This window comes from Pseudanabaena sp. lw0831 (genome assembly GCF_016584665.1).
Lineage (GTDB): Bacteria > Cyanobacteriota > Cyanobacteriia > Pseudanabaenales > Pseudanabaenaceae > Pseudanabaena.
The window spans coordinates 1-22,107 of sequence record NZ_BBJB01000007.1 but is presented as its reverse complement, the minus strand read 5'-3'; the positions used below and the strand labels follow the sequence as shown (position 1 = coordinate 22,107).

The 22,107-nt window shown below is 43.4% G+C and carries 25 protein-coding genes, 1 tRNA gene and 2 pseudogenes; 13 read left to right on the top strand and 15 right to left on the bottom strand.

The genetic code is table 11. From position 1 onward, the window contains the following. Window positions 1-61: 61 nt before the first annotated feature. Window positions 62-1,399, bottom strand: coding sequence for an efflux RND transporter periplasmic adaptor subunit (locus APA_RS01900; RefSeq protein ID WP_201320636.1), 1,338 nt, complete (start codon window positions 1,397-1,399; stop codon window positions 62-64). A gap of 288 nt (window positions 1,400-1,687) precedes the next feature. Between APA_RS01900 and APA_RS01895 the strand changes: the two genes are divergently transcribed. Further along, window positions 1,688-2,527 carry a zinc-dependent peptidase gene (locus tag APA_RS01895; protein WP_201320635.1) on the top strand — a complete coding sequence of 280 codons (840 nt, stop codon included), beginning with the start codon at window positions 1,688-1,690 and terminating at the stop codon, window positions 2,525-2,527. A 183-nt stretch (window positions 2,528-2,710) separates the two neighbouring features. On the opposite strand, the gene APA_RS01890 is transcribed toward APA_RS01895, so the two are convergent. Next, complete coding sequence (locus tag APA_RS01890) at window positions 2,711-3,283, bottom strand: Uma2 family endonuclease (protein WP_201320634.1); 573 nt, start codon at window positions 3,281-3,283, stop codon at window positions 2,711-2,713. Then, window positions 3,274-3,435 (bottom strand): hypothetical protein, encoded by a 162-nt coding sequence (locus tag APA_RS01885; protein WP_201320633.1) that lies wholly within the window; start codon window positions 3,433-3,435, stop codon window positions 3,274-3,276. The genes APA_RS01890 and APA_RS01885 overlap by 10 nt, the downstream gene beginning before the upstream one ends. A 74-nt stretch (window positions 3,436-3,509) precedes the next feature. On the opposite strand from APA_RS01885, the gene APA_RS01880 reads away from it, so the two are divergent. The 5 genes from APA_RS01880 to mnmA all read left to right on the top strand — a co-directional run bounded on the left by APA_RS01880 (window position 3,510) and on the right by mnmA (window position 8,222). After that, a complete protein-coding gene (locus tag APA_RS01880; protein ID WP_201320632.1) occupies window positions 3,510-4,610 on the top strand; it encodes a pentapeptide repeat-containing protein in 1,101 nt (366 codons plus the stop codon). After that, on the top strand, window positions 4,585-4,983 hold the full coding sequence (locus tag APA_RS01875) for a hypothetical protein (RefSeq protein WP_201320631.1): 399 nt from the start codon (window positions 4,585-4,587) through the stop codon (window positions 4,981-4,983). The genes APA_RS01880 and APA_RS01875 overlap by 26 nt, the downstream gene beginning before the upstream one ends. Before the next feature lie 129 nt (window positions 4,984-5,112). After that, a complete protein-coding gene (locus APA_RS01870; protein ID WP_201320630.1) occupies window positions 5,113-5,490 on the top strand; it encodes a hypothetical protein in 378 nt (125 codons plus the stop codon). A gap of 54 nt (window positions 5,491-5,544) precedes the next feature. Further along, on the top strand, window positions 5,545-6,954 hold the full coding sequence (locus tag APA_RS01865; protein WP_201320629.1) for a cobyrinate a,c-diamide synthase: 1,410 nt from the start codon (window positions 5,545-5,547) through the stop codon (window positions 6,952-6,954). A gap of 161 nt (window positions 6,955-7,115) precedes the next feature. Further along, window positions 7,116-8,222: a tRNA 2-thiouridine(34) synthase MnmA gene (gene mnmA / locus APA_RS01860; protein ID WP_201320628.1), complete on the top strand. Its 1,107-nt coding sequence runs from the start codon at window positions 7,116-7,118 to the stop codon at window positions 8,220-8,222. Between the two features lie 27 nt (window positions 8,223-8,249). On the opposite strand, the gene APA_RS01855 is transcribed toward mnmA, so the two are convergent. Beyond that, complete coding sequence (locus APA_RS01855; RefSeq protein ID WP_201320627.1) at window positions 8,250-8,768, bottom strand: tetratricopeptide repeat protein; 519 nt, start codon at window positions 8,766-8,768, stop codon at window positions 8,250-8,252. 205 nt (window positions 8,769-8,973) lie between these two features. Between APA_RS01855 and APA_RS01850 the strand changes: the two genes are divergently transcribed. Then, window positions 8,974-9,047 (top strand) — tRNA-Arg (locus APA_RS01850). Between the two features lie 543 nt (window positions 9,048-9,590). On the opposite strand, the gene APA_RS01845 is transcribed toward APA_RS01850, so the two are convergent. The 4 genes from APA_RS01845 to APA_RS01830 form a co-directional block, all read right to left on the bottom strand. Further along, window positions 9,591-9,971, bottom strand: coding sequence for a hypothetical protein (locus tag APA_RS01845; RefSeq protein WP_201320626.1), 381 nt, complete (start codon window positions 9,969-9,971; stop codon window positions 9,591-9,593). Then, window positions 9,968-10,789: a CPBP family intramembrane glutamic endopeptidase gene (locus APA_RS01840; RefSeq protein ID WP_201320625.1), complete on the bottom strand. Its 822-nt coding sequence runs from the start codon at window positions 10,787-10,789 to the stop codon at window positions 9,968-9,970. Before APA_RS01840 ends, APA_RS01845 begins: the two co-directional genes overlap by 4 nt. A 15-nt stretch (window positions 10,790-10,804) precedes the next feature. After that, window positions 10,805-11,050 (bottom strand): hypothetical protein, encoded by a 246-nt coding sequence (locus APA_RS01835; RefSeq protein ID WP_201320624.1) that lies wholly within the window; start codon window positions 11,048-11,050, stop codon window positions 10,805-10,807. A 163-nt stretch (window positions 11,051-11,213) separates the two neighbouring features. After that, window positions 11,214-11,552: a DUF1016 N-terminal domain-containing protein gene (locus tag APA_RS01830; protein ID WP_201320623.1), complete on the bottom strand. Its 339-nt coding sequence runs from the start codon at window positions 11,550-11,552 to the stop codon at window positions 11,214-11,216. 102 nt (window positions 11,553-11,654) lie between these two features. Here APA_RS01830 and APA_RS01825 point away from each other — a divergent pair, with 102 nt between their 5' ends. Next, window positions 11,655-11,873, top strand: coding sequence for a hypothetical protein (locus tag APA_RS01825; RefSeq protein ID WP_201320622.1), 219 nt, complete (start codon window positions 11,655-11,657; stop codon window positions 11,871-11,873). Window positions 11,874-11,952: 79 nt separating this feature from the next. On the opposite strand, the gene APA_RS01820 is transcribed toward APA_RS01825, so the two are convergent. The 5 genes from APA_RS01820 to APA_RS01800 all read right to left on the bottom strand — a co-directional run bounded on the left by APA_RS01820 (window position 11,953) and on the right by APA_RS01800 (window position 15,670). Continuing rightward, entirely contained in the window at window positions 11,953-12,225 is a 273-nt protein-coding gene (locus APA_RS01820; protein ID WP_201320621.1) for a hypothetical protein, read from the bottom strand. A 102-nt stretch (window positions 12,226-12,327) separates the two neighbouring features. Then, entirely contained in the window at window positions 12,328-12,924 is a 597-nt protein-coding gene (locus tag APA_RS01815) for a hypothetical protein (protein ID WP_201320620.1), read from the bottom strand. A gap of 375 nt (window positions 12,925-13,299) precedes the next feature. Further along, window positions 13,300-13,788: an AAC(3)-I family aminoglycoside N-acetyltransferase gene (locus tag APA_RS01810; protein ID WP_201320619.1), complete on the bottom strand. Its 489-nt coding sequence runs from the start codon at window positions 13,786-13,788 to the stop codon at window positions 13,300-13,302. Window positions 13,789-14,038: 250 nt separating this feature from the next. After that, entirely contained in the window at window positions 14,039-15,085 is a 1,047-nt protein-coding gene (locus APA_RS01805; protein WP_201320618.1) for an AI-2E family transporter, read from the bottom strand. A 408-nt stretch (window positions 15,086-15,493) separates the two neighbouring features. Beyond that, window positions 15,494-15,670, bottom strand: coding sequence for a hypothetical protein (locus tag APA_RS01800; protein WP_201320617.1), 177 nt, complete (start codon window positions 15,668-15,670; stop codon window positions 15,494-15,496). 177 nt (window positions 15,671-15,847) lie between these two features. Between APA_RS01800 and APA_RS25645 the strand changes: the two are divergent. From APA_RS25645 to APA_RS01780, 5 genes and pseudogenes are all read left to right on the top strand, one after another. Further along, window positions 15,848-16,048 (top strand): annotated as a pseudogene (locus APA_RS25645) (PRC-barrel domain-containing protein); the annotation flags it as partial. 6 nt (window positions 16,049-16,054) lie between these two features. Further along, a pseudogene (locus tag APA_RS25640) lies at window positions 16,055-16,306 on the top strand (hypothetical protein); the annotation flags it as partial. Next, window positions 16,306-17,334: a class I fructose-bisphosphate aldolase gene (locus APA_RS01790; protein ID WP_201320615.1), complete on the top strand. Its 1,029-nt coding sequence runs from the start codon at window positions 16,306-16,308 to the stop codon at window positions 17,332-17,334. The pseudogene APA_RS25640 and the gene APA_RS01790, both read left to right, overlap by 1 nt. A gap of 60 nt (window positions 17,335-17,394) precedes the next feature. Further along, on the top strand, window positions 17,395-20,316 hold the full coding sequence (gene pgmB, locus APA_RS01785) for a beta-phosphoglucomutase (RefSeq protein ID WP_201320614.1): 2,922 nt from the start codon (window positions 17,395-17,397) through the stop codon (window positions 20,314-20,316). Window positions 20,317-20,395: 79 nt separating this feature from the next. After that, window positions 20,396-21,313 carry a polyphosphate kinase 2 family protein gene (locus APA_RS01780; protein WP_201320613.1) on the top strand — a complete coding sequence of 306 codons (918 nt, stop codon included), beginning with the start codon at window positions 20,396-20,398 and terminating at the stop codon, window positions 21,311-21,313. Between the two features lie 118 nt (window positions 21,314-21,431). On the opposite strand, the gene APA_RS01775 is transcribed toward APA_RS01780, so the two are convergent. After that, the gene (locus APA_RS01775; RefSeq protein ID WP_201320612.1) at window positions 21,432-21,860 is read right to left on the bottom strand and encodes a type II toxin-antitoxin system VapC family toxin; all 429 of its coding nucleotides are present in this window, start codon (window positions 21,858-21,860) and stop codon (window positions 21,432-21,434) included. A gap of 2 nt (window positions 21,861-21,862) precedes the next feature. Further along, window positions 21,863-22,075 carry a transferase hexapeptide repeat containing protein gene (locus APA_RS01770; RefSeq protein ID WP_201320611.1) on the bottom strand — a complete coding sequence of 71 codons (213 nt, stop codon included), beginning with the start codon at window positions 22,073-22,075 and terminating at the stop codon, window positions 21,863-21,865. Window positions 22,076-22,107: the final 32 nt, after the last annotated feature.

Sequence of the window (22,107 nt, the reverse complement as noted above, 5' to 3'; positions counted from 1 at the left end):
AGTTACCTCTTAAAAATAATTAAAAAAAATAATGATGTAAGACGCAAAGCGTCTTGCATCATTATTTAGAAGATTCCGATAACACACTGATCTTGACAGAATCACCATCCTGTAACTTGCCACCACTCCTAACCACAATGCGATCGCCTTCCTTTAAACCAGAGAGAATTATGGCTTTACCATCACGGCGATCGCCAAGGGTAACTTTCCGCGCCATCACTTTTGGCTCTTTTTGATCACCCGTAAGTACAAAAACTGTTCCAGTTTTGGGCTTGCCTTTGTCGCTAGCGTTAGCACTAGACTTAGTATCAGTTTTCGGAGTTGCTTGGGTATTTGTATTTACATCTTTAGGCGATTGAGTCGGTCGTCCTGCTACCTCTAGAGCTGTCTCTGCGATCGCGATTTGGCGTTCCTGTCTTCCCGAAAACTGTACTCTCGCTAATTGCCCACTGCCAAGCTTATTGTCACGATTGGGAACTACTACTTCCACAGGAATCAATCGCGCCACAGGATCAGCTACTGGCGAAATCCGCCTTACTGTTCCCGTAAACTTTTGATTTGGGAATGTATCAAACCGCACATCAACCGATTGATTTAAACGAACCTTGCTAATTTCCAATTCTGAAATCAACACAATTACTTTAACTTGACTAAAATCACCTAATTTTAAAACATCATTTCCAGCAAATAGAAGATTGCCAGTTTCACTAACTCGCTCTAGTACAACACCACTAATCGGGGCAGTAATAGTAGTGTAGGATTGACGCTCTTGTTCTCTCAATCTAATTGCTTCTTGCGCTAAAACCCTTTGCGAACTTGCTCCCACAGTTTGTTGCTGTAGACTGACTTGTTGCTCAGCCGATCGCAATGATTGTTCGGCAGTTCGCGCACGAGTAATTGCAGTCTCCGCAGTTTGAGAAGATACAGCTCCATCTTTAGCCAATTGGGTGAAGCGATTCGCGTCAGCTTGTGATTGTTGATATTCCAGTCTGGCACGTTCAACTTGGGCGCGGGCATTCCCCACTGCTGCGCTTGCTTGTGATACCTCCGCTTCCCTTGCGGCAACCTCTGCTTCCGCCTGTAGCACAGTTGCAGACAGAACTGCATCATCCAATTGGGCGATTGCTTGCCCAACTTCCACGCGATCGCCAACATCCACATTCAAATCTAGCAACCGACCTTCTAGACGCGATTTCACCGACACTTCCCTGATAGGGGCTGTTGTGCCAGTGTACTCTGTCAAACCTTGGAGAGAATCAAATTTAGCGATCGCCACATCTACGGGTATAGATGGTTTTTGGCTTTGGGTCTGGGCTTGAGTGGCCTCTTTAGCTGCACCACAGCTAATAATTCCAACTGATAAGCCTGTGATCGCTGCTAACATCCAAATAGCTTTCATAGGTGTGAGGGCAAATGTTGAGTTTTCTAAAGTTATTCTAAGCGATGTTACTCTGTTTTGAGCGATATTCTCACGATAAATCTTTTGATTAATAAACTACTGTCGTCGTCAACACATATGCCAATATAGATTTGGGCATTGTCAGAACTTCTCATAGGTAGCTATGCACAATTAAATATAAAAGCCCAAAACCTGTACCGCCCGCGTAGCGGGCGGTACAGGTTTTGGCTCTGTTTTTATAATTATGCCAAGTTACTTAGTTCTCTAATTTCAATCGGTTTAATCTGTGTGACTTCTATCAACGTTTTCGCGATCATCTTTTCTATTGCAGTCAGTGCGATCGCAATAGGAATATTCTGCTATCCATTTTTCGTGAAATGGCAACGCGATCGCCTCATGGCTGAGCAATTCCCAAAGTCATGGCTCAGCATTATTGAAAGTAATCTTTATGTTTATAGTAATCTGACTTCTGAGCAGCAAAAAGAATTGCAAGGCTATATACAAGTATTTCTGAAAGAGAAGCAATTTATTGGCTGTCTAGGATTACAGATTACGGAAGATGTTAAAGTCACGATTGCCGCGATCGCTTGTTTGTTATTATTTGGCGATCGCAGGACTTACTTTCCTAATCTGCGATCGATTCTGGTTTATCCCCATGCTTACATCGTCAATGAGTTGGTGATGAACGATCGTTATGTAGTGGAAGAGCGTCGCGTCGCTAGATTGGGAGAGTCATGGACAAAGGATCAACTAATTCTGTCTTGGGAGCAGGTGCAGCAAGATATTCGCAATTGGCAAGATGGACATAATGTGGTGCTGCATGAGTTCGCGCATCAACTCGATCAAGAAGATGGACAAGCAGAAGGTGTGCCAATTTTACCAAGAGCAATGGATTATGCAGTATGGTCAAAGGTAATGACAGCAGAATATTTGCAACTATGCGATCGGGTTGAAAATGGCAAAAAGACGGTTCTAGATGGTTATGGAGCCACAAATCCTGCGGAGTTTTTTGCGGTGGCAACTGAGACATTCTTTGAGAAGCCAAAACAGTTAAACCAAAAGCATCAAGATCTCTACGAAATCTTACAAAGATACTATCGCCTCGATCCTCAGCAATGGCAGAATTAGAGCAAGAATTATAACCATATACATACTAGGATCGCAAATTAAATAAAACCCAATATTATTGCTGCGAGCGAAGCCCGCTGCAATAATATTGGGTTTTTAATAACGTAGCGTCCTATAGTTGTTACTAATTCCAAACAGCCATTTCCAATTCTCGAAAATACCGATCGCTTAAATCCGTGCCGATCAATCAAATTTCACACGCTTATATAAATCTTTCAAACTGATTTCTAGCTGCATTGAGGCAAGTTTAATCACAGCCTTTTCTTCCTTATAGGTTGTCAATACCCATCTATCCTCCGACTCCTTGACATAGTGATCAACTTCATAGCCATTTTGATAAACCAAAATATATTCTTGAAAACTAGGAATAGAGCGATATTGGCGAAATTTACTATCATGATCATTTGCTTGGGTAGAACTAGATAGAATTTCTACAATCAAGCATGGATTAGTAACTTCCATCTGTTTTTGATCAACAAAAACTGGCTCACCCGCCACCACCATCACATCAGGATAGGTATAACGCTTATATTCGGGTAACCACAGCCGCATATCACTCATGAAGACTGAATATTCTAGATCTTCCAAAGCTAACAAAAGCAGAGCGTGAAACTTTCCTGTCAGAATATTGTGATTTGCGGAAGCGCCTGCCATCGGGATAATTTCTCCGTTAATAAATTCACTCTTAAATTCTGCTTTTTCTTCTAAGGTTAGATATTCTGATGCGGTATATCGCTTAGTAGTTGCTAAAACCATGTGCGATCGCCTCCTAAAAATTGACCATTGAGATGATTATAACTAATCAATATTGCTTCGCAAAAAACATTGATTTGGCTAATTGGCGTGGCGATCGCTGCTACAGATGCTAACAAACTGTCATGCATTAAGCCAATTAACCCAAATTGCAAGAATATTGTTAAGATTATCGAGGCGAATACAGCCTTTATCGTGATTTTTAGCAAATCCAACAGAATTAACTAGATTGGCTCTACCAAATTCTCGAATTAAAGTACTTTTCTTAGTCGTAGCCACGATCGCATCCTTCGTGGCACTTGCGGCGATGTATCTAGACCACGATGAACTGGTTTATATCAGTCTCGGCGTGATCTTCGCAATCATTCTGCCAATACTCGTACCTCCATTTCTAACTGCGATCGCTGAGTCTCCCCTTGGTAAGCATTGGGATGTTACTCTGTCTAGCATTTTAGGTGGTGTTGCTGTATTCATGACCGCCCATGTCACTGAGCTTGATCTTGCCTTTGCGCGATGGTTTGACACCATCAAGTGGGAAGCTTTAGGCGCAGTAGGACAGATTTTAATAGCGATTTTAGCGGTGTGGGTGGCTTGGCGACAAAATCAGATCTCAGAAAGCTTGACGGGACAGCAAAATGTCATTACCCAACAGCAAACTATTGATTCATATTTTCAAGGGATTTCTGACTTAGTACTTGATCCACAAGGACAATTGGAAGACTGGCCGTTAGAAAGAGCGATCGCCCAAGCCAGAACCGCAGCATTGCTAGGTGGATGTGATGGTGATGGACGCGCCAAAATTATTCGATTTCTATCTAGCGCCAATCTTTTAACACCACTGAAACGTGATGGGTTGTTAGGTCGCCCGATTCTTGATGGAACAGGTGGATATGTGGTCGATCTTGCCAATGGAGTACGGGTGGTTAATTTGGGAATGATGTTAGCAAATCGGGATGTTTGCAATACGGATCTGCGCAATGCGGATTTGAGTGGCGCGAACTTGATTAAGACAAATTTTGTTAATTGCGATCTCACAGGAGCAAACCTTGTGGGCGCAATCTTGGCTAAGGCAAATTTGCGCGGCACAGATCTTAGTCGGGTGAAGCTGTTTTATGGCAAGCTAGAAACTGCTTCGCCGCGCGATCGCCAAAATCCACCCAATTTCGAGACAGGGGAATATACGGGCGCAGTGGTCGAAGATGCTGACTTTAGCAAGGCGATCGATCTATCTGAAGAAACGCGCCAATATCTCTGTGCATGGTCTGGCAAAAAATCTCGTAAAACTATTCCTGGAGGCTGTGAAGATGTACCAAATAGATTGGGGCGCTAAAAGTTGCAAGGCTTTGCAGCGCAAAGCTTTACCCAAAGTGAAAAATCGTAATTTGGCGATCGCTTCTTTCTTCAGTTTACAGATCTCCACATTGGCGATCGTGCCGATGATTAGTTTTGCGGAAACTCCGTCAATGTCATCTTCTCAGGAAGATATACCTGAGGAAGTTTTACGCGCGGAAATCTATACTGATGCGCGATCGCCCATCGATGGCAAACAACTCACTGCTGCTGAATATACAGAACTCATGGAAAAGCTGCGATCGCTAGACAGTATTCCGCCCGAAGATTTTGTTTCTCCAAAAGTACGCGAAGTTATTGGTCTATTGAAACTGCGTAAATTTTTGCGGCAATTTATCCCATTTATCCCTTAACAAAAATGGTTAACCCTAGACAGGTACGGCGGCGCTTTTCGTCGCCTTACCTGTCTAATGGGAACATTTTATGATTTAGCATTGTCTTTTTGCTGTGTATTGTTCATAAATAAATCAAGAAATTAAATCATGAAAATTCAAGCCACTATAATTGGAGTAATTTCCGCGATCGCATCATTAGGAGTTATATCACCAAGCCATGCGAGTATTCAGACTCGCAATGCATTTTGTATGTACTTCGTAAATGGCTCCGTCACTCCTCAAGCCGCGATGCCCTGCACTGTCTCTTCTGATGTTGAAGTTTTCGATGCTGAGATAGTATGGAAAGATGGAGTGCGTCAATCTTTCAAAAACTATGATGGAGTGCCATTTACTTATAGAGACGATCGCGGTGGCAAAGTTTATAAAAAACTTGGACTTTACGATCCGAGTGAAAGATTTGAGACTGTGAGCGATCGGGCTTATCAAATGGAAAATGGCACGATTTACATTTGGTGGAGAAGATAAATTCTAGCGACAGTTTATTTCATAATCAGAATTAAAGAGCACTATCTATAAATAATGGCAATTATTATCGCGGGTGAACGTAGCGGTGTAGGCAAAACCACAGTAACTTTGGCACTATTAGCCGCAATGAAAGCGCGATCGCCATCTACTAAATCTCCAGTGCAATCTTTTAAAGTGGGACCCGATTACATCGATCCCATGTTCCATTCCTACATCACAGGGCTACCTTGTCGCAATCTCGATCCTGTTTTAACTTCCGAACCCTATGTAAAGTCCTGTTTTGCGAAACATAGTCAGAATGCTGAATATGCGCTCATTGAAGGGGTAATGGGGCTATTCGATGGTGCGACTGGCAAAGATGATACTGCTAGCACTGCTCACGTTGCGCGATTGCTAAATGTTCCCGTGGTCTTGATTCTCAACTGTGCTAGTACTTCTCGATCTATTGCAGCGATCGCACATGGATATCGCACCTTTGATCCTCGTATTCACATTGCAGGAGTTGTGCTTAATCGCGTTGGTAGCGATCGCCATTTAGAATTATTGACTCAAGCTCTAGAGCCATTGAATTTACCAATTCTAGGAGTTCTGCACCGCCAAGATGATATCTCAATTCCCGATCGCCATTTAGGATTAGTCCCCACTGCGGAAATGTCCGATCTTGATGGAATTATTGATCGCTTGGCGTACTTAGGTGAGACTTGCTTTGATTGGGAGAAGTTATTGCCATTAATGGAAAGCCCTCACCCCCCAGCCCCCTCTCCCATGGGGAGAGGGGGAGAAGAAATATGGCTCCCCTCTCCCCATGGGAGAGGGGCTGGGGGTGAGGGTCTTCGTATTGCGATCGCTCAAGATCGCGCCTTCAGTTTTTACTATGCTGATAACCTCGATCTGTTTCGAGAAATGGGTGCAGAATTAATTCCTTGGAGTCCAATTAGCGATCGCGCTTTACCTGAAAATATCCAAGGCTTATATTTTGGCGGGGGCTTTCCTGAAGTGTTCGCCCATGAATTAACCGAAAATAAAACTGCTAGAGAATCCGTTCATAATGCGATCAAATCAGGAATTCCCACCTATGCTGAATGTGGTGGCTTGATGTATTTATGCGATCGCATTGTTGATTTTCAGGATCAATCTTTCCCAATGGTAAATATTTTCCCGACGGCAGCAAAAATGGGAAAGCGCCTAACTCTCGGATATCGTCAGGCGATCGCTTTACAAGATAGTCCGCTCATGAAAAAAGGCGATCGGATTTGGGGACATGAGTTTCATCGCTCATCCTTAACCGAAATCTGCGATCGCCCCTTATATTCTCTACAAGGCTATGACTCACATTTGCAATATCCCGCCGAAGGATGGCAACGTTATCAAGTTCATGCCGCCTATACTCATCTGCACTTTGGGGCGCAAACACATTTGTTAGAACAATTTCTCACTAACTGCGATCGATTCTCTCGACTGTAATCCTCAAAGATGAATGCTGTGCAAAGCACAGCATTCATCTTTGAGGCGATTGGGATTTCTATACTCGGTTTCGCAATGTGAATTGCATTCATCTTTGGGGTTTTGAGCGGCGACCGCGATAGTTAAGATACAATTTAGTTTGAGTGGTTCGATCGCAGCAAATGTCAAACGTAGAAATCATCGAAAGAAAACTAGATACTAAGCCTGAGACAGCAGAGAAGGTAGTTGTCGGCTTGTCGGGCGGAGTAGATAGCTCTGTGGCGGCTGCACTATTGCATCGCGCAGGATATGATGTCACAGGTCTAACGTTGTGGTTAATGCGTGGCAAGGGACAATGCTGCTCCGAGGGAATGGTCGATGCAGCACGACTATGCGAAGAATTAGGCATTCACCACGAAATTGTTGATAGTCGTGAAGTCTTTGAACAAAGCATTATCAATTATCTCGTTACTGGCTATGCAGCAGGTTATACGCCTCTGCCCTGTTCACGTTGCAACAAAGCCGTAAAGTTTGCCCCGATGATGACCTATGCTCGCGAAAAGTTGGGGATCAATAAAATTGCGACGGGACATTATGCCAAGCTCAACTTCAATCCTGAATCGGGACGCTATGAATTGCGCCGTGCCGTTGACGATACTAAGGATCAGTCCTATTTTCTCTACGAAGTCGGACAAGAAGAATTAAGCTGCTGCATTTTCCCCTTGGGTAATACCACTAAAGTCGAAACCCGCAAAATCGCCGCCGAGTTTGGATTAGCCACCGCTGAAAAGCCTGAAAGCATGGATCTATGCCTAGTCGAAGCCAATGGCTCAATGAAAGCATTTCTCGATAAATATCTCACGCCCGTCCAAGGCAAAATTGTTGATACACAGGGAAATGTCTTGGGTGAGCATGATGGCACTTATCACTACACCATCGGTCAGCGCAAAGGCTTGGGCGTTGCTGCCGCTACCCCTTTGTATGTGGTTGCTCTCGATCCTGTTAAAAATGAAGTTGTCCTAGGCGATCGCTCGGAAGCCCACGACAAAGAATGCACGATCAATCAAGTTAACTGGGTATCACTTGCCCCCACAGATCTGCCATTTCACGCTGAAGTGCAAGTACGCTATCGGACTGTGCCAGCTCCTGCGACCATAATTCCCCTCAAAGGCGATCGGGCAAGAATTGTTTTTGATGAACCACAATTTAGCATTGCCCCAGGTCAAGCGGCGGTGTTTTATCGCGATGACTTGTTACTTGGCGGCGGACTGATCGAATCCAAGCAATAAAAAAAGGGACGCTAAGCGTCCCTTTTTTTATGCAGTTGGTACTACTTGTTTTCTTAAAGAAGTTAAGCGTCGCTTGGCGGTTTCATTTTTTTCATCCAGCTTCAACACTTGCTCATACATCTCGATCGCTTGAGGTAGCAGCTTTTTCTTCTCATAGGCATGACCAAGATTATTAACGGCAGTCACATATCCATCTTGTAAGGCGATCGCCTCCTTATAATTTTTAATCGCCAAATCATACTGCTCTTGAGAGAAATAGGAAAATCCTAATGCATTGTAAACTTCGGGAATATTCTCTCCGCCTTCTTTCAGAGCCTTGTTAAACAAGGTAATTGCTTGAGCGTAGAGCTTTTTACGCAAATAAACACTACCAAGTTGGTAATAGTCCTCAGGCGTGCCTTTTTCCTTTTGTAGCTTAGGCTGTAGGTCAGAAATTACATTTTCTAAACTACGTGCTTTCAAAATCTGGCGGATAACTAACCAGCTAACCCCAGCTAGCAGGACAACTAAAGCCCCAAGGTATGCGATCGCTAATGTACTATCCATAGGTATTTACTAAACTTTAATTAATTTTATTAATTGAGCTTTTACATCATTACACCTCAGCAATTTGTTTAGGCAGTTTAAAAAGTAATTTTTAACAAAAGCTAAAAATGAGAGTCTCGCTAAGCGAGGATCTCCTTTTTAGCTTTTGTTAAAAATTGCCAAAACCATAACTTTTGTTGTACTATAATAAATTGTGAAATTGTTTGGGCTAGTAGCTCAGTTGTATAGAGCAATCGCCTTCTAAGCGATCGGTCGATGGTTAGAGTCCATCCTAGCCTGTTTTTCAAAACCCATATACAGAAAGCATTCTAGAAATAGAGTGCTTTTTTATTATGAAGTTTATTATGAAAAAATAAAGTCAAATTACCTTTGAAACTGTACAAAACCTGTAGGTAACCCATGTACAGTAATTTCGTACAGGAAATGGAAACCCACATAAACTAAATGGCTAAAACATAGCAACAGCTAGAGTTACCGCTGAAAATCGGGAGAATAGCCATTACTCAATGTAATTACAACTTACAACTTAGGTTTTAGCTAAACGGTAACCAGCTCAGTATCGGTAAACTCGGCAAGGATACACTGAAAAACATCAAACTAGCGATCGCAATAGCTAACCATCAAAACTAAGCCGGAACCTAACGCATTCCCTCAAGAAGAAAGCGAGAAGCGTATACAGCTATATCGTATTCACCCACGGTGAAGCGTTATCGCTTAGATTATTACCGCTTCAACGATATATTTTCTATAGATTTGCTGAAGGCGATCGCTATTACCGTGAGTCATGAGTTTTAGGCGATCGCAAAGGATTGAACTGCCTCCTTATGATTTTGCGTCACGGACATATGCCTTCCACGTTATCAAAGAACCAATTGCAAATAGGATACATTCGACAATCATGAAGAAGAGTGAACTCGTGTTGCCAGTTGCTTGTCGATAGATACTAGCTGCGAACATTCGGAACAGTCCGAGAGCCAGCAAGAACCAGCCACAGAGTGTAATCAACAGAGTCCAGTCACGTTGCCATAGGTTATGCGATCGCGCGATCGCTAAACCCGCGACAAACATGAGAACTCCAGAGAGGTAGACGACTGGTGGGATCTGTTCGTCGTAGAGATGCGGTTGAATAAGCGGAAACTCCGAAGCAACCATTACCATCAGGGTTGGTCCCAGTAGCCCTCCTATACGCTTTGAGTTCGTCATGTCTCACCTCTCACTGATTGGACTAAAAAACGATATTTACCAAGAGTTTCTGTTCCCCATAGCCAAGTTATGGCGATCGCGGTAATCGCTAACAAAATAGCAAAGACAAATGGATCGTAATGCGAACCATTACTTGGGAATAGATACGGGCTTATATTAATCGTGGTATGAAAGAGAATTAGCGCGAAAACACTTTTATTAGCATTGTTGAAAATCCAAACCATAATTATTCGCAAAAAGACTGTACCAAGACATTGCCAAAATATCCATATTGGCGTTTGATGGGCTTGGCTGTAGGGAATGATATGCCATACTGCCCAAATAGAACCGATGATGATACTAGCTTTAAAGGCTCCATACTGGTTTTGCAATGGGTCAGTAACATAACCGCTCCAACCCACTTCTTCGCCGATCGCACCAATAAAATACACAAAGAAAAAGATGATAACAGATAGAAAAGGGATTGGAGGTTCGGGTAGTATCGCTCCTGTTATCTTCAAGTACAAATAAGAAAGTGCCGCTATGGTGGGCATGAGAAGAACAATGGGTATGTACCATTTTTTGTCTTTGATTTTTTGAAAGTCGAAAGATAGTTTTAACAGTTCTTTAATACCCTGAACCTCCTGTTCTTTATAAACAAGAATTGCTGCTGCTAATAAAGGACAGAAAGTCATTAATGCGCTTATTGGCAGCTTTATAGGAATTATTTCAGTCAAATCCCTAGTCACAGCGCCCAGTATCCAAAAAGGAATTGACAGCAATAAAACTAACAGAAAGAATTTGAATGGTGATTTATTTTCTGATACGTTGTTTTTCATATTAATCTTCTATTTTTAAATTGTTTGAGTACTTACTTCAGAACCCTTCTTGAACATGATCGCAAGTAGCAACATTGACAAGGGCGCTGTAATTGCCCAAGGCATTCCAATCAGAAGTAGCTTCTCCGAAAAGTTGGGATAGAAACAAACAAATACTATCAACGGCGTAACCAGACTATGAGCCAAGAAAGAATATCTGACCCATCTTTGAAATCCCTGCTTCTCAAATATCGGAACTGCAAATAAGGTTGCGAATCCCATAAATATATAGCCGATCGCATCAAAGTCCCAAAAGAGAGAGTGGGGAGTTTGGCTTAAGCTTTAAGTGTGATAGGTGATCGCTTGATTTCGTGAATGAGTTGATTGAATACTCTACAAAATGTAACTGAATGGCTCTGAAATTAAATACTTCGTTAATTTGTTCTTAATTGGAGCGTAATACTTTACGTTGAGTCCAGCTTAATTGTGTCAGCAGTGACGACACAATTTCGGGATTTGGATAGGTTTCGTAAAATTGGCGCATTCTGTAAAGGTTGTGCTTTTCAAATCCTTTGAGACTGGGTTCTTGACTTTGGATAAAGGTTGCCAGTTGTTTGATCGCTTTTTGTCCCCATTCGCTAGTTGATAGGCGATCGCTGATGTACTTACCGACGCTCCAGTACAGTTTGATGAGTTCTTGGTTAGCAGTGGCGATGACCTTTTGCTGGGCAGTTTTGATGAGGGTAAGAACTTCAGCAAATTGAGGTTGCAAAGGGTCTGACATTGAGTGATTTTACTGAAAACTTTAATGTTTAATATATCGCAATCTACACTGATCGCTTATGATAAATACATTATCATAGGTATATGTTTGGGAGTTTAAACTATGTCTCTTGCGGAATTACTTCCCTTAGTGGACAATCTGAGTCAGCTAGACAAATTATCACTCTTCAAACTTCTAGCCGCACAAGTCCCAGATGCTGAGTTACAAGTTATCTTTTCTGCATCAGAGTATCCAGTTTCCTCGCCATACGACTCAATAGAAGCTGCAAATATTCTAATGCAGATGATTCGGGATGACCAAAAGGAAGCTACTCATGCTTAGTATGAACTCATGGGGTGCGATCGCTATTACTGTGAGTCGTGAGTTCTAGGCGATCAGAGCGAAACCCAATCTACATTTCTCATGGGGCTTCATCTGGATTATATAAGCCCTCACTGATAGCAAATGCTTTTAGTTCTCGGTAGGCAGCAAGAAAAGATGATCTATTAGCCCAGTTATCCCCTTTTCCTCCAGTATAGTGTTCACCAGGGAAAGGATCTAGAAATGTTCCATGAATATCAATCAGATATTCATCTACAATCGAATTCTTTGTGTAATCCCAATCAATATCAAATACCAGTTCAAAGCAACTAATAAATTCTTGGAGACGCTCTTTTAGTTCTTCATTTTCCATAAATAACCCTAGTTAAAGTTGGTGTCTAACGGCAAAATGCATCGGCAGCAGGTAACTTAGACTCCGTACTAAGAGTTATCATCTGTCCGATGCCGTGAAGTGTTAGGCGGTGGATTCCCAGATCGTTCTACCTGGACTAGCAGAGCCAGGAAACTGCCAACCCATTTGGGTAACAGAGTTGATAACTGCACATATCAGATTGACCGTATGTTTCTGCACCTGCACAATGAATTGTCGATCCATTGCGGTGTCAACAATCAGTTTCTGACGATTTACGAAAAATGGAACCGAAGCACCATCTGTATCTGGTAGTCTCCATGATCCGTGACAAAGAATATTCCGAATTTGTGATGCCTTTCTTAGGTCGCTTAGAAGCTCATCAAGATTTTCTTTTGCAGCATTCGGATTGTCTCTTACCGCCCTTCCATAGGTATCGATCAAATTTCCTAAAGGATCAATGAGAGCACGTTCTAGCTTAGGCAACCACTCGGCATAAGCTTGCTCAATCTCCTCCTCTTCGTATGCTCGCGTTGCTGTGAAGGCGAAGATCGCCTTCCCCAAGACTTCTTCTAGAAATCCGAATGTGGCAACGGCACGCCCTAGGCTTTCCCAGAAGGCAGACTCATGCCCGTGGGTGGGGAACTTATCAGGCAAGCCATGCTGATTTACTTGATATTGTGCTGGCTTTTCGTCGTTCATATCATTTGTTTCATAAGCTGACAGCCCAACTATGTATTATACGGAAAAATTCTGCCTAATCTGACTATAAGGCATATAGGCTGAAAATCAAGTTTCAACCTATATGCTATTACCGCGAGTCGAGATTTCTAGGCGATCGCTTCAAAGATATATTTTCTGTGGGTTTGCTGAAGGCGATCGCTATTACTGTGAGTCGTAATTTTTAGGTGATCGCTTCAACGATATATATTCTATGGGTTTGTTGTAGGCGATCGCTACTGTGAGTCGTGTTTTTTGGGCGATCGCTTTAACGATATATTTTCTGTGGGTTTGCTGAAGGCGATCGCTATTACTGTGAGTCGTGATTTTTAGGCGATCGCACCAACAATCTATCTCCTAAAGGCGATCGCTATTATCGTCAATAGCAATGTCAAAATGAAGCACGTCTTCACGCACACCAAGCTTTGTATAAAGTGCGATCGCAGGGTCATCTTCGATGTCTGCCTGTACGAAAATAACGTAGGATCCTCGCGCTACAGCAATCTTCTTTAATTCTTGGATTAGTGCAGTGGCAATTCCTTCACGTCGATGCTCTGCCGCAACAGCTAGATCGTAAATATAAATTTCACTCCGTTCTTGCTCAAACTTCTGGAGTTCGTAAGCGGCGATACCTCCAACTACCGATCCATTTTTCAACGCTGCAAGTGCGATGAAATAATCGCTACTTAGTAAACGCCTGAGATAGGCATCGCTTGGACGAGACGAGCTATACCTATCAACTTCCTCGAAAGCTTCACCGAAGACAGCCAATAATTCTTCCATAAGTGCTAGGTCTTTGGCGGAAAGCTGGCAAATACTAAATGTAAATGGTTCAGAAGATGTCATTTGGGAAATTACTCCAGATTTTGTGTTAAGTCAATCCTGATCGCATCAACAATCTATCTCCTAAAGGCGATCGCTATTGCTGTGAGTCGGGATTTCTGGGCGATCGCTTCAAAGATATATTTTCTGTGGGTTTGCTGAAGGCGATCGCTATTACTGTGAGTCGTAATTTTTAGGCGATCGCTTCAACGATATATTTTCTATAGGCGATCGCTATTACTGTGAGTCTTGATTCTTAGGCGTAATGATTTTGCTATTGTTCGACAATTTTCTCTGGAACTTCTTCCAAAACTGGATTTGGTTCTGCTTTGGCTGATCTCATCCAGGCGGCAATCATACCAGCGATCGGAATGGCAAGAAAAACGCCCAATAATCCAGCCATTCGTTCGCCAATAAACAGCGATAGAAATAGCAGCACAGGATTTAACTCTAGGACATTGCCCATTACTTTCGGTTGCACTACGTTATCTTGGATTTGACCTAACACGATGCAGGTAATCAACACTCTTAAGGCGATCTCACCTCCTTGGGAGGCTAAAACTAAAAGGGTAACTAGCGTAATTCCCAAGGTGGCCCCAATGCCAGGGATCAAATCGATTAAGCCAAGAACGATCGCCAAAAACAGGGCATAGTTCACCCCCAAAAATGGAAAAATTAGCAAGGTGGAGCCAGAGAGAAACAGCATCAACAGCAGTTGTCCGCGTAAAAATCCGAGAAAACTTTGCTGAAAGGTTTTAGCAAAGCGATCGCGGTAGGCGACTGGCAATAGCCGCAGCGATAATTTCCACAGCTTTTCACCGTCAATCAGCATATACAAGCTGATAACCGCCCAAAAAACCCCGATCAAGACGCTAGAAAAGATACTTTTAACGACTCCTAAACCAGATGCTAAATTCGTTTGGAGCGTTTCTATTACTTGTATAATATCCAAATGCTTGAGGGAATCCAAAAATGGTAAAAGATCTGGCTGGTTCAACGTATTTCTAACCTGGGTTAGCAAACTCTGTCCCTGATTCAGCACTTCCAGACCAATCAGCATGGCCAAACCAAGCAATAAAGTAACTGCCCCGATAAAGGTGACTGTAATTGCCAATTTTCTGGGCATATAAAGCGATAGCCAGACCACAGGATAATTTAGTAGCACCGCAAAGACACTGGCCGCGGTGAAGAGGGCGATCGTAGTGTAGAAATAATTAATCAGCAACACTGTAGCCCAACTACAGCCAAACAGCAGCAGAAAGCGTAGAAGGGCTGAGTTACTAAGGATTTGCCACGGGTTGGAAGATGACTTCTGGCTCATAGTATATGATGTGTGAATAGATTTAAATATCTAAGACTTACCTTCTAGGTTCCCAAAACATCAAATTTCCAAACAATATCTGACCCACCTTTGAAATCCCTTTCATATAAAAACAACAAACCTTCGCAGTTATTTTGTTGCAACTTATAGCTGTCAGCAGTTCGCCATTGTTCGATTAAAGGGGAGAAGTTAATATTTTTCACTCATACCAAAGCTTTAAGTGTGACAGGCGATCGCTTGATTTCGTGAATGAATTGATTGAATACGCTACAAAACGTAACTGAATGAATAGAATCAAACTTAAATAACTCGTTGAGAGAATTTATATTTACCCAAAGTTTCTGCACCCCCATAGCAAAGTTATCGAGATCGCATCAACAATCTATCTCCTAAAGGCGATCGCTATTACTATGAGTCGTGATTTTTAGGCGATCGCTTTAACGATATATTTTCTATAGGTTTGCTGTAGGCGATCGCTACCGTGAGCCGTGTTTTTTGGGCGATCGCACTGGTCAACAGGGAAAATATGGATATAGGTTCGTAAAGCTTTAAGACATTGCGATACAACTCATTCAACCTACACATTACATATACATGATTTCAAACATCCTCATAGCATAATCGTAAAAAGTAGAAAAATGTTTGGCTCATCTAATCGTATTTAATTAGAACTCTAAAAAATGACTGAATATTACTTGCCTGTTTAACGACTAAATTTCTATTCTAAAAAAATCTACAATACTTAGCGATTAGGAATCAAAGATGTTAAATAAAGCCAAAACACTTAATGGATATAGTTTAAATAGCCTCGATGGTGAAATTGGGAAAGTCAAAGAATTCTACTTCGATGATCAGTATTGGACAATTCGTTATTTAGTCGCTGACACAGGAAACTGGCTTACAGGGCGGCAGGTGTTGATCTCTCCCTATGCGCTGGTCGCAGTGATTAAGGAACAACGTGACATCAAGATCACGGCCGACTTTGATATGCGGGTTCAAAACGACTTAGACCGCTTTCATCTGGTGCAAGATGTAGTCGATCGCCTACCGCATTTGGGTAGTAAGGGAGCCTATCTCAAACAGATGATGCAGGACAAGTTGATCGAGCATAAGCATTACATCGACATACATGGCGAAGACTTGCCAGAAATCCGCAACTGGAAGTGGAGTTTGGATGCAACACCAATAGAGAAACAGCTCGCCGTCTTGGGAGGAAAATAATGAATGTCCAAAAACTGATAGAAACCACGAAGATACTTGTTGCTGACAACAAGGGTCTGCTGGCAATGGATGAGAGCAATCCAACCTGTAACAAACGATTCGCAAAGTTAAGCATTCCCCAGACTGAGGAATCCCGACGAGCCTATCGAGAATTGATTATCACCACACCCAGTCTCAATGAATACATTAGTGGCGCGATCCTTTACGATGAAACGATTCGCCAACACAAGAAAGATGGCACTCCCTTTGTTAAAGCCATTACTGATACGGGAATTATTCTCGGTATTAAAGTTGACATTGGGGCTAAGGAGATGGCAGGTCATTCTGGAGAAAAAATTACCGAAGGTCTAGACGGATTGCGCGATCGCCTCAAGGAATATTTTCAAATGGGTGCTCGTTTTGCCAAGTGGCGTGCGGTGATTACTATAGACGATCGCTTTCCCAGCCGAGATTGTATCGAAGCCAACTCGCAAGCATTGGCTCGCTATGCTGCTTTGTGCCAAGAAGTTGGACTAGTTCCCATTGTTGAGCCTGAAGTACTGATGGATGGCGAGCATACTATAGAACGATGCTACAAAGTAACGGAAGAAGTCTTGCATACAGTTTTTAACCACCTTTATACACAACGGGTGATATTGGAAGGAATAATTCTGAAGCCCAACATGATACTTTCGGGATTGAACTGTTCTGCACAAGCATCGGTGGATGAGGTAGCCAATGACACGGTGAACTGTCTTTTGCGAAACGTCCCTGCTGCTGTATCGGGAATTGCATTCTTGTCAGGCGGACAATCCTCTGAGCTAGCCTCGGCTCGTTTGAATGCCATGAATCTAAGATTCAAATCGCGATCGCCTTGGGCTTTGACCTTTTCCTTTGGTCGCGCCATCCAGCAACCAGCGTTAGATATTTGGCAAGGCAAAGAGGCAAATGTAGCAAAGGCTCAACAGGCTCTTTTGCATCGAGCTAAGTGCAATTGGGCAGCGCGTCAGGGCGAATACAAGACTGCGATGGAAGTGTATGACCGATAAACATAGTCACGATGAGATTCATCGAAGATTTAATTCTATCTTTAATTCTGTGGGAAAAATATGTTAGACCTCGATAAAATTGCAGAAATAAATCTGCCTGCCCCTCATGCTTTGATTTACACAGACTGGACAGTGATCGAACCTCACTTCGAGCCAGCACAGTTGCGTGCCAGAGAAACCGTCTTTACGATCGGCAACGGTTATTTAGGGACTCGGGGCAGCTTTGAAGAAGGTTATCCTAAGGCCTTGCCAACTACCTTAATCAGTGGGTTGTATGATGATATACCCTTGGTCTATACCGAGTTAGCCAATTGTCCAGACTGGCTATCAATGGTGGTCACAATCGATGGCGAACGGTTTGGACTAGATAGCGGCGAAATTCTTCAGTACGAAAGACAGTTGGATTTACGACATGGAGTTCTGAGGCGATCGCTACGCTGGCGGAGTCCGATTGGAAATACGGTGGACATAAAGTTTGAACGCTTTGCGAGTTTAGCGGATCAGCAGGTACTAGCATCAATTTGCCATGTTACGCCTGTTGATTTTAGTGGCAAGATCGAAGTGAATTCCAGTATTAATGACTATCCCGACAATCAAGGCTTCGATCACTGGGAGCATCTCGATCGCGGCGATACAGAGCATGGAGTTTGGCTGCAAGTTCGCACCCGCAGTACTGAGATTGAACTCAGCATGGCGGCTAAAATGACAGCGATCGGTATTGCGGCTTCATCGCAAATCAATAGTCCCGACCGTCCTTCCATTAGATTTACCTTTCTGGCTAGACAGGGAGATACCATCACCGTAGAAAAGTTAGTAGCGGTATTTACATCTCAGGAGGTAAAGCAACCAGTTCAATCGGCTCAAGCCAAGTTAGCCGACCTGCCATCCTATGGGGTTCTACTTGCCGCGCATCAGCAGGCTTGGGATAAAGTTTGGGCGCAAAGTGATATCGAGATTGAGGGAGATCTTAAGGCTCAACTGGCGGTGCGCTACAGCATGTTTCAACTTTTTATTGGAGCGTGTGCTGAAGATGCCCCAGTAGCTGACCCAGCATCTCCAAATAACATTCCTGATAGCATTGCTGCTAAAACGTTATCGGGATTAGGTTATCGAGGACATATCTTTTGGGATACAGAAATATTTATTCTGCCCTTCTTTACTTTGACTCAGCCCACGATCGCTCGAAGTTTATTGAGCTACCGTCACGACACCCTCGCTGGAGCAAGGCGCAAAGCCTTTCATAGTGGATATAACGGCGCGATGTTTGCTTGGGAAAGTGCAGCTACAGGAGATGAGATGACTCCCAAATGGTCGATTCAGAGCGATCCCTACGCTGAACCAGTGCGAATCTGGTGCCGAGATCGCGAAATTCATATCAGTGCTGATATCGCTTATGCCGTCTGGCAATACTGGCAAGCAACGGGTGATGATATTTGGATGCGCGACTGTGGTGCCGAAGTTGTAATCGATACTGCGATTTTCTGGCTCAGTCGGGTGGAGTGGAACGATCGGCAAAAACGGTATGAATTATGCAACGCGATCGGAGCCGATGAATACCACGAGCAGGTGAATAATAATGCGTTTACCAATCGGATGGTGCAGTGGCATTTGGAAAAGGCGATCGCTGTTTATGAATGGCTACAGCATAAGTTTCCCGATCGGGCGATCGCACTGGCCCAAGAGCTAAAACTCACACCAGAGCGACTGGCAAGTTTGCACACAACGATGTCTCAGATATACATTCCTTCTACTGCTAATCCAGAACTGATCGAGCAGTTTGATGGATTTTTTCAACTTAAGGATATCAATTTGAGTGACTATGAACCGCGAACGCGATCGATTCAAGCGATTCTAGGCATGGAAGAAACCAATCACACACAGGTACTCAAGCAGCCTGATGTGTTGATGCTCCTCTACCTAATGCGCGATACGCCAGAGTTCTCCTTTGACTCGCTCCAAAAAAACTGGAACTACTACGCTCCCCGCACCGATATCATCTATGGTTCATCCCTTGGGGCCTCTGTTCACTCCATCCTTGCCGCTAACCTAGGTGAAGACAATGCCTATAAATATTTTATGCAGGCAGCCCTAATCGATCTCCAAGATACTTTTGGTAACACAGCCGATGGCATTCATGCGGCTTCGGCAGGCGGTGTTTGGCAATCAGTGGTGTTTGGCTTTGGTGGGATTCAACTTAAGGACGATGGTCCCGTCGCAAAGCCTCACCTCCCCGCCAACTGGACTCGCCTCAAATTCAAACTACACTGGCGCGGCACTTGGCACAATTTTGATTTAACGCCTGACGCTCGCGCACCTGAAATCAAAGGCTTTATCTTCGACTTGGATGGGGTGCTGACAGACACTGCCGAATGGCACTACCGAGCGTGGCAGCGGCTGGCGGATGAGGAAGGACTGCCCTTTGATCGCAATGCAAATGAAGCGTTGCGGGGTGTCTCTCGAAAAGAATCGCTACTGCTCATTGTGGGCAAAAAGCATTATTCAGAATCCGCGCTTCAGGAAATGATGGAGCGCAAAAACCGTTATTATTTGGCATCGCTCCAATCCATTACACCAAAAGATCTGCTACCTGGAAGCGTTGAGCTACTCACTAAAATCAGGAAGGCGGGCCTCAAAATCGCGATTGGCTCTGCCAGCAAAAATGCACGCACTGTAATCGAAAAATTGGGGCTTGCCGATCGTGTGGATGCGATCGCGGATGGTGACAGTGTTGCACCCCCCAAACCCGCTCCTGACCTCTTCCTGTACGCTGCGGCTCAGTTAGGACTCACCCCCGCCCACTGTGTAGTGGTGGAAGATGCTGCCGTTGGCATTGAAGCCGCGATCGCTGCGGGTATGAGGACGATTGGACTTGGTCCTGTTGAACGCTTTGGTGGATCTGCACATCTTGTTCTACCCAATCTAATGGGCGTTCACCTGAGCGATCTCCAAACTCAATTAGGTAAAAGCCTCGCCGAACTCTAGTACAAGGCGGCTGAAGATACAGAAAGCGCGATCGCGATGATGTTTAGGACAAATAGAATTATAAATTTTGGCAAAAAACATGACAGATCGTCAATCTAATAATTTATTCCCAATCGAAAAACTTGACGATTTGATTCGTCCGTTTATTGTGCCACCAGAACGAAAAATTTCTCTTGCCAAAGACTATGACCCTGCTTACAAAGCCGATCGCCTCAAAAAGTCGAACGCTAAAGGTCAATTACAGGAAGGTATTGAGGCGTTAGCAAAATATCAGGATGTTCTCTATGCTCAAAGTACCCATGCGGTGCTAATCATCTTTCAGGCTATGGATGCGGCTGGTAAAGATAGCACGATTAAACATGTGATGTCGGGCATCAATCCTCAAGGATGTCAGGTGCATAGCTTTAAAGCTCCATCTACGGAAGAGTTAAATCATGACTACTTGTGGCGATGTTCTAAGGTTTTACCCGAAAGAGGAAGAATTGGGATTTTTAATCGTTCTTATTACGAAGAAATTTTAGTAACTAGAGTACATCCAGAAATCCTCGAGCAGCGATCGCTCCCTGTTAGTGCGATCGACAATGATATTTGGAAGCGCCGCTTTGAAGAAATCAACAATTATGAGAAGCATCTGGTTAATAACGGGACAATCATCCTCAAGTTTTTCCTTAATGTATCCAAAGAGGAGCAGAAAGAACGTTTTTTAGAACGGATTAATCGCCCTGAAAAGAATTGGAAGTTCTCTGAAAATGATGCAAAAGAGCGTGGCTTTTGGGATGACTATATGAGTGTCTATGAGGATATGTTCAACCACACCAGTACAGAATATGCTCCTTGGTACATTATCCCCGCCGATCGCAAATGGTTTACTCGTCTGGTTGTGGCGGGTATCATTTACACGCAGTTAAAGGAACTGGATCTCAAGTATCCTACGCTCAGTAAAGAGCTACATCAAGAGCTTTTAAATGCGAAGAAAATTCTGGAGAGCCAGAGATAATGATGAGAATTGGTTGGTTTTAGCGATCGCTACTACTATGAGTCGTGATTTCTAGGCGATCGCTTAAAAATTATTGGTCTTTGCGGCGGGACACATTCTGAAGGGAATCCTTTCTACGCTACACCGTCCAATCTTCGGTTATTAAACTCGGAACTTTACTGAAATCCCCAGTATTTCGGGTAAGTAATACCAAGTTGTTAGAAATGGCGATCGCTGCAATTCGCAAGTCCATTGTAGACACACGAACTTTCTGATTTCGCATCTCATCAAATATGGCGATCGCCTTAGCATCAAATGGTAGAACTGGAGCCTTTGCAAAACTGTTGAGAGTTTCTAACAACAGCGCATATCCACGAGCCATATCTGTATTTGTTTGGGCGCGATTGATGAAGCTATGAGCGCCAATTACTTGCTCATGAAAACTAATAACTGATAAAGCAAAGTCAGAGAGCGAATGTTGTGACATCCGCAAAGTTAATCGAATAAACTCTGAACTGGAACGGCGCTGAAGAAAACTGATGTGGTCGGTATCGAGCAAATATTTCACGATTATTTGTCAGTGTCATCAATAGGTTTGTCAGACTGCCGAAAAGCACGTCCATATTCTAGAGATTCAAGAAAAGCTGAGTCGTCAGAGATTGAGCCTACGAGACTATCGAGCCAATTGTCAGAGTTAGGATTACTTTCAAATTTATGTTGAAGATCGAATACTACTTGTTCAAGGTTTATCAAGCGTTGCTCAAATGTTGCTGTGTCTAGCATGGCTGCTCCTAGATTGAAAGTTATTACTCAGT

What these genes read in the sequence shown, in the direction of transcription:
- APA_RS01870 (WP_201320630.1), top strand. Translation starts at nt 5,113, where the DNA reads ATGAAAATTCAAGCCACTATAATTGGAGTAATTTCCGCGATCGCATCA.
- mnmA (WP_201320628.1), top strand. Translation starts at nt 7,116, where the DNA reads ATGTCAAACGTAGAAATCATCGAAAGAAAACTAGATACTAAGCCTGAG.
- APA_RS01865 (WP_201320629.1), top strand. Translation starts at nt 5,545, where the DNA reads ATGGCAATTATTATCGCGGGTGAACGTAGCGGTGTAGGCAAAACCACA.
- APA_RS01780 (WP_201320613.1), top strand. Translation starts at nt 20,396, where the DNA reads ATGACAGATCGTCAATCTAATAATTTATTCCCAATCGAAAAACTTGAC.
- APA_RS01835 (WP_201320624.1), bottom strand. Translation starts at nt 11,050, where the DNA reads ATGGGATTCGCAACCTTATTTGCAGTTCCGATATTTGAGAAGCAGGGA.
- APA_RS01820 (WP_201320621.1), bottom strand. Translation starts at nt 12,225, where the DNA reads ATGGAAAATGAAGAACTAAAAGAGCGTCTCCAAGAATTTATTAGTTGC.
- APA_RS01770 (WP_201320611.1), bottom strand. Translation starts at nt 22,075, where the DNA reads ATGCTAGACACAGCAACATTTGAGCAACGCTTGATAAACCTTGAACAA.
- APA_RS01805 (WP_201320618.1), bottom strand. Translation starts at nt 15,085, where the DNA reads ATGAGCCAGAAGTCATCTTCCAACCCGTGGCAAATCCTTAGTAACTCA.
- pgmB (WP_201320614.1), top strand. Translation starts at nt 17,395, where the DNA reads ATGTTAGACCTCGATAAAATTGCAGAAATAAATCTGCCTGCCCCTCAT.
- APA_RS01800 (WP_201320617.1), bottom strand. Translation starts at nt 15,670, where the DNA reads ATGTGTAGGTTGAATGAGTTGTATCGCAATGTCTTAAAGCTTTACGAA.
- APA_RS01840 (WP_201320625.1), bottom strand. Translation starts at nt 10,789, where the DNA reads ATGAAAAACAACGTATCAGAAAATAAATCACCATTCAAATTCTTTCTG.
- APA_RS01890 (WP_201320634.1), bottom strand. Translation starts at nt 3,283, where the DNA reads ATGGTTTTAGCAACTACTAAGCGATATACCGCATCAGAATATCTAACC.
- APA_RS01875 (WP_201320631.1), top strand. Translation starts at nt 4,585, where the DNA reads ATGTACCAAATAGATTGGGGCGCTAAAAGTTGCAAGGCTTTGCAGCGC.
- APA_RS01825 (WP_201320622.1), top strand. Translation starts at nt 11,655, where the DNA reads ATGTCTCTTGCGGAATTACTTCCCTTAGTGGACAATCTGAGTCAGCTA.
- APA_RS01855 (WP_201320627.1), bottom strand. Translation starts at nt 8,768, where the DNA reads ATGGATAGTACATTAGCGATCGCATACCTTGGGGCTTTAGTTGTCCTG.
- APA_RS01900 (WP_201320636.1), bottom strand. Translation starts at nt 1,399, where the DNA reads ATGAAAGCTATTTGGATGTTAGCAGCGATCACAGGCTTATCAGTTGGA.
- APA_RS01845 (WP_201320626.1), bottom strand. Translation starts at nt 9,971, where the DNA reads ATGACGAACTCAAAGCGTATAGGAGGGCTACTGGGACCAACCCTGATG.
- APA_RS01815 (WP_201320620.1), bottom strand. Translation starts at nt 12,924, where the DNA reads ATGAACGACGAAAAGCCAGCACAATATCAAGTAAATCAGCATGGCTTG.
- APA_RS01830 (WP_201320623.1), bottom strand. Translation starts at nt 11,552, where the DNA reads ATGTCAGACCCTTTGCAACCTCAATTTGCTGAAGTTCTTACCCTCATC.
- APA_RS01790 (WP_201320615.1), top strand. Translation starts at nt 16,306, where the DNA reads ATGAATGTCCAAAAACTGATAGAAACCACGAAGATACTTGTTGCTGAC.
- APA_RS01810 (WP_201320619.1), bottom strand. Translation starts at nt 13,788, where the DNA reads ATGACATCTTCTGAACCATTTACATTTAGTATTTGCCAGCTTTCCGCC.